We start from the raw sequence: 5726 nt of genomic DNA on the forward strand, positions 1-5726 counted from the left end.
CGACCGGGAGATCGGGGAGGCCCACGAACTGGACGACGTGGGTGAGCTTCTCGCCGACGAAGAAGCCGGCTCCGGAGAGCGCACCGAGCACCGCGGCGGTACGCAGCGACGGCTCGAAGCGCGAGCGGGCGAAGCCGGCGTAGACGTGCACGCTCTTCTCGATCTCCTCGACCGTCGCCGCGAGGATGATGATCAGCGGCACGGCGATCGCCTGGGGGACGACGAACAGCAGGGCGACCGCGAGGAGCTGACTCGCGAAGACGAACGGAATGAACAGGATCGACAGCAGGAAGACGCTCCGGCGGCCGCGGATTCGGCTCGCGATCGCGTCGACGACTTTGGCCGGGATCGGTTTCTGGGCGAACATGTCTTCCTCGCGGTAGACGCCGATTCCGAGCAGGAAACAGACGGCCGCGCCGAGGTAGAAGGGGCCGGTCGAGAACAGGTACTCGCCGAGTCGGACCGACTCGTTCTGGAGGTCCATCACGACCAGCGTCAGCGGCGAGATCAACGCGATAGCGTTCACGTCGGCGAAGACCGCCGGAATGAACGTGTACGTCGTCAGGAAGACGCTGATCGTGACCGTCACGAAGGTGAGTTCCTTGAACGAGCGGGCGAGCATCGCACCGACGAACGTGGCCGCGAGGAAGAGCAGGGCGATCGGCAGCGCCGCCGCGACCGCGATCGGCCCGCCCTCGATCACCCACGCGATCGCGATGACGACCCCGACGAGCCCGAGCACGTACGGGAGAGTCTTCCCCGCGACGATCTCGCGGCTCGAGGCCGGCGAGACGAGCAGCAGTTCGCCGCGGCGTTTGACCCGCTCGTCCATGATCGTGCTCCCGTAGGCCTGAATGACGAAGTTCATCGGGACGACGAAGAGGAACGCGAGCACGAGCGATTCGAACGGGAACGGCGGCGAAATCGAGCCGGGGCGGTCCGGTGCCGTCGATGACGTCGATCCGTCGCCGACGTTCGGGACCTGCGTTCGGCCGTCTCCGCCGTCGGTTCCGCTTCCACCGGTGCCGTCGGACCCGCTTCCACCGGATCCGTCCGCCCCGGATTCGTCTCCGGTGCTCCCGTCCGTGTTCCCGCCGGTTCCGTCCCCGCTTCCGCCGTTCGTCCCGTCTCCGCTATCGGTTCCGTCCCCTGCTCCGTTTCCGTCTCCGTCACCGGTTCCGGAATCGGTCTCCCCGCCGAGATCGCGCTGCTGATACTCGATCGAGACGAGCACCGGGTACGCGGCCGCCTGGTCGGCTTCTTCGTCCATCAGCTTCCCGTTGTACGACTCGACGGACTCGCGAAACGCGTCGTAGGCGGCTGCGCCGTTGTCGCCGAGGTGACCGATCCGGCCATCTCGAGTCACGACCACGTCGACGGACGCCTCGTCGCGTACGGCGATGGTGCCGGCGTTTCCGTCACCAGCGTCGGTCGTAACGTCCTCGAGCGGGACGGGCCGAAACTGCTCGCTGTCGACGGCCACGTCGTAGTACCGACTGTCCTCGTCGACGCCGACCGTGTAGATCTCCCGCTCGAGGCCGAGCCCCTCGTCGGCGACCGTGAAGCCGGCGGTCCCGACCGCGAGTAGCATCACGGCGAGGACGAGCCCGGTCTTCCGATCGACGGTGCCGGCGCTCCGGGCGACCTCCCAGCGAGCGATCCGGGCCGTGCGCGAGACGATCCCGCGGAGACGGCCGTCGTTCACGTCTCGGCCTCCAACGGCTCGCTCGCCACCTCGAGGAAGATATCCTCCAGACTCGGGGTCTTCGTCTGGATATCGGTGATGCGGCCACCGGCCGCCTCGACGGTCTCTCGGACGGCGTCGACGGCCGTCATATCGCCGACGACGTGGCGGACCTGCCCGTTCTCGTGGCTCACACCGATCGGCGAGCCGGCGTCAGTCAGGCCCTCGCTGCCGTCTTCGGTCGCGTACACGTGATACTCGGTGCCGCCGTGGGCGTCCCGGATCTCCTCGAGCGTGCCGCGGGCGACGATCCGGCCGTCGTTCATGATGACGATCCGATCGCAGATGCTCTCGACGTGGAAGAGGTTGTGCGCGCTGAAGACGACCGTCTTCCCCTCGTCGCTCAGTTCCTCGGTGAACTCGATGATGTAGTTGGTCGTCAGCGGATCCAGCCCCGACGCCGGCTCGTCGAAGATCAGCACGTCGGGGTCGTTCACGAGGGCCCGCGCGATCGCGACCTTCCGCTGCATGCCCTTCGACATGTTGCCGATCTTCCTGTCGCGGTGCTCGAGGTCGAGGCGATCCAGCGAGTCGTGGATTCGCTCGCGGGCAACGTCGCGGGGTACATCGTAGAGATCGGCGAAGAACTCGAGGTAGTCGATCGCGGTCATCTCCTCGTACAGCGGCGACTCCTCGGGGAGGAAGCCCAGGCGGCGCTGCATCGCGGGCTCGCCGGGGGTGTGGCCGGCGACGACGGCGGTGCCGGCGGTGGGTTCGATCAGCCCGGCCAGCATCTTTAGCGTCGTCGTCTTGCCCGCGCCGTTGGGGCCGACGACGCCGAAGACCTCGCCGCGCTCGATGTCGAAGGAGCTGCCCTCGACGGCGACGAAGCCGCCGTACTCCTTCCGGAGGTCGTCTACTTCGAGTATAGCCATTGGATAGCGCGACTGAGGGAGCCACCCCAGTAAAGTCTAGCGGCCAGTGACAGTCAGGGCCGGGTACCAGATCAGGGTCGGCTATCAGACGATCGAGGCACCCAGAACGAGCGGCAGTCGCACGGTGGAATGAGACGGTGAGAAGTGAGCTGGCAGACGACGGGAGGCGGAGACGTCGTTGAACTCGCGTTCGCGCCGCATCAACTCGCCGACGCCGTGCTCGAGGATCCCACGACCCATTGCAGTCGGTCGATAGTACGTGTAGAACCCGCTACTGTCGGGCGTCCGCTGTTGCCGTTTGTCGATACCTTAAAAATATTATAAAATATCTCATTTTATATTATAGTCCAGCGATAGCTCGTCATAATGCGGCAGCGCATTATTTGACGCTCTCCGCTCGCCACGTCGCGAACGCCTCGAGGACGTCGTCCTCGTCGAATCGCTCGAGACAGGGCACGTCGTAGGGATGTAGATCGCGGACGCGTGCGACGAGATCGTCGTACGCCTCGTCGGTCGTCTTCGCGAGGAGAATCGCCTCGTCGTCGCGGTGGATCTCATCTTCCCACCGATACGTCGAGCTCGTCGACAGTCGATTCACGCAGGCGGCGAGTCGCTCCTCGACCAGTGTCTCGACGATGTCGTCGGCCGCCGCTGGCGGCGCCGTGATGTAGACGGTCGGCATGGATGAAGCGACGCTCGAGACGGAGAAAAGGCTGCTGTCACGGTGCGGGGAACGACCGTTCGTCGTGACGGGGTCGACCGGGTATCGGGGCGACCGGGTGTCAGGTTCGCTCAGCTATCCGGACCATCGACCGGATTGAACGTGCCGTTGATGTCCCACTCGTGAATGCAGTGTGGATTGCCGACCTGTTTCTCGCCGTCTTCGCGAGCGAGTTGCCACGCCTCGAGGGTTTCGTCCCATACTTCGCCGCGACCGCACTCTTCGCAGACTCTCGCGGTCGGTTTTCGTACCTGTGCGCTCATTACCGAACCGTGAGAACTCGACACATATAACGGTATTCGTGTGCGGCAAGTGCTGCCCCGTCGATCGGGGGTGATATCAGGTCTGAAAATCGGGTGTCCCGCGCTTGCAGCGACTCTCGAGCGACGATCGACCGCTCAGTAGACGGCGTCTTCGATCTCCTGGCGGAGGTCGTCGAACTCGGCGAGGTAGTCGCGACGCTCGGCGCGCAGGTCCGCGAGCGCGCCCTCGTAGTCGTCGACGTGGTCCGGCACGTAGTAGTCCTCGATGTCGAGCCCCGGGATCGAGTCGGGGATCGTCAGGTTCGTTCGCTCGTCGTCGGTCCACTCGATGGTGCCGCGAGCGGCCTCGGTGAGGATCGTCACGGACTCGGTGACACCGATATCTTTCGATTGCTCGCCGAGATAGCCCGTGTTGATGACGTAACAGTCGATATCGAGAAGATCGATCAGCTCGTGGAAGATGTTCCCCTCCTCGCCTTCCGAGCCGATGATGAAGGGGTTCGTTCCGACGACGCGGATCGACTCGCCGGCGCGCGCCGGGTCGCCCGCGCTGGTTTCGATCGACTCGCCGAGCATGAACGCGACGGCGGCCTGTTCTTCATTGAGTTTGGCCACCGGCGGCATCAGCGGGTTTCGGGTGATGAAGAAGAGCTGATCCATCCGGCCGAGGTCGATCTCGTCGGCGGCGCTCTCGAGTTCGTCGCGCTGGACGATCGCTCGCGAGTTGGCGGTGTACCGGTCCTCGTCGAAGTGGACGGTGCCGTCGTCGTCGACCGCGACGTTCTCGAGGATCGCCGATTCGGCGGTCGCGGCCTCGTAGAGTTCGGGTTGCTCGTCCTCGCCGAGGCCGATCGTCTTGATGAACAGTCCCTCCCCCTCGCTGCCGGCGACGGTGCCGTCGGAGAGGAGGCCGCAGACGTCGTCCTGAAGCATAGCGGTTCCTTCCGGTTCCTCGAGCCAGCAGCCGTGGGAGGTCAGCGTGGACTTCCCGGTCGCGGAGAGACCCATGAAGACTTGCCCGACGGTCTGGAGTTCACCGTCGTCGTCTCGGACGCGGGCGCGCTTGCTGCCCGCGTGGAGTCCGAGGCCACCCTGCTGTTTGATCCGATACATGAACAGCCGGAGGAACGATTTCTTGGCTTCACCGATGTAGTCCGTGCCGAGGACGGTCGTCACGCCGGTATCGGGCAGGACGCGGATCTCGGTTTCATCGTAGTCGGGCAGGTGGACGGTGTAGAGGTCGGGATCCCGCCCGTCGGACGGATCGAACAGGGACGCCCACGCGTAGGCGATCCGAGCGTGCTCGACGGGGACGAAGAGGCGACAACAGAAGGTCGCGTCCGGGTGGCGTCCCATCAGTCGATCGACGCAGAGCATCTCGCGCTCGCCCGCGAGATCGATGGCGTCGTCGACGAGTTCGTGATCGCGGTCGGTGAACTCGTCGTCGACGGTGTTCTTCGTCCGATCCGCACTCCGCGAACGAACCTCGCTGACGTACGACGCCGACCCGAACTCGGTCGTCGTCTCGTCGGGATCGGCGAGTTCGCGGAGTTCCTCGAGCGACGGATTGTACCGGACGTTCGACGCTGTGGTCGGATCCGGAAGCTGACGGACCAGTGGACGGGACTCCGTCCCGGTTTCAGACATACACGTAACCCACCACCATCCTGATAGTTAAACGTGAGGATTTCTCTCGTCGTGTGCTACGGACTCTCCAGGAACGAGGTGACGTATGCCGTCTGTGACCCCGTAACGGACGGGAATACCGATTTCGACTCTCTCGACAAATGGCCCGTGTGCAGGTGGCTCACAAGTACTCAGATGTGAGATAATTCTCGAGAATTTTCTCGAAGCGAGCCGATTTTCACATCTGGTACTGCGGGGGCAACTTCCAATAGGGTGGTTCGAGTTGCCGAGGGCATGCATTACGGTCTCGACATCGGACCGGGGGCGATCCGAGTCGCCACCGACGCTGGCGACGGCCCGACGATCGATTCGGTCCCGCCGGTCGTGGTACCGGTCGACGATGCGACGCTCGAGGTGGCCGGGCTTTCGGAAGCCGGCAGCACCGTCCGTGGGGACGGAACGACGCACGCGGTCGGCGCTGCCGCTCGAGCGGTCGC

General features: G+C 64.7%; 6 protein-coding genes and 1 pseudogene. 1 reads left to right on the plus strand and 6 read right to left on the minus strand.

What is annotated here, in order from left to right:
- The 6 genes and pseudogenes from PGX04_RS26160 to PGX04_RS26185 all read right to left on the minus strand — a co-directional run.
- A partial coding sequence (locus PGX04_RS26160) for an ABC transporter permease family protein (RefSeq protein WP_273741170.1) occupies positions 1-1705 on the minus strand: 1705 nt, incomplete at its 3' end.
- Positions 1702-2619 (minus strand): ABC transporter ATP-binding protein, encoded by a 918-nt coding sequence (locus PGX04_RS26165; protein WP_273741171.1) that lies wholly within the window; start codon positions 2617-2619, stop codon positions 1702-1704. The genes PGX04_RS26165 and PGX04_RS26160, both read right to left, overlap by 4 nt.
- A 174-nt stretch (positions 2620-2793) precedes the next feature.
- Positions 2794-2925, minus strand: a pseudogene (locus tag PGX04_RS34805) (ArsR family transcriptional regulator); the annotation flags it as partial.
- 73 nt (positions 2926-2998) lie between these two features.
- Positions 2999-3301, minus strand: coding sequence for a divalent-cation tolerance protein CutA (cutA, locus tag PGX04_RS26175; protein WP_273741173.1), 303 nt, complete (start codon positions 3299-3301; stop codon positions 2999-3001).
- 110 nt (positions 3302-3411) lie between these two features.
- The gene (locus PGX04_RS26180; protein WP_273741174.1) at positions 3412-3603 is read right to left on the minus strand and encodes an HEWD family protein; all 192 of its coding nucleotides are present in this window, start codon (positions 3601-3603) and stop codon (positions 3412-3414) included.
- A 135-nt stretch (positions 3604-3738) separates the two neighbouring features.
- Complete coding sequence (locus tag PGX04_RS26185; protein WP_273741175.1) at positions 3739-5250, minus strand: phosphoenolpyruvate carboxykinase (ATP); 1512 nt, start codon at positions 5248-5250, stop codon at positions 3739-3741.
- 273 nt (positions 5251-5523) lie between these two features.
- Here PGX04_RS26185 and PGX04_RS26190 point away from each other — a divergent pair.
- Positions 5524-5726: disk-shape morphogenesis protein volactin (locus PGX04_RS26190; RefSeq protein ID WP_273741176.1), on the plus strand; the 203-nt coding region annotated here is incomplete at its 3' end.

The sequence above is a fragment of the Natrinema soli genome (assembly GCF_028618695.1).

Bases quoted from the DNA above. Each gene is read 5' to 3' on its own strand.
- cutA (WP_273741173.1), bottom strand. From the start codon at position 3,301: ATGCCGACCGTCTACATCACGGCGCCGCCAGCGGCGGCCGACGACATC.
- PGX04_RS26180 (WP_273741174.1), bottom strand. From the start codon at position 3,603: ATGAGCGCACAGGTACGAAAACCGACCGCGAGAGTCTGCGAAGAGTGC.
- PGX04_RS26185 (WP_273741175.1), bottom strand. From the start codon at position 5,250: ATGTCTGAAACCGGGACGGAGTCCCGTCCACTGGTCCGTCAGCTTCCG.
- PGX04_RS26165 (WP_273741171.1), bottom strand. From the start codon at position 2,619: ATGGCTATACTCGAAGTAGACGACCTCCGGAAGGAGTACGGCGGCTTC.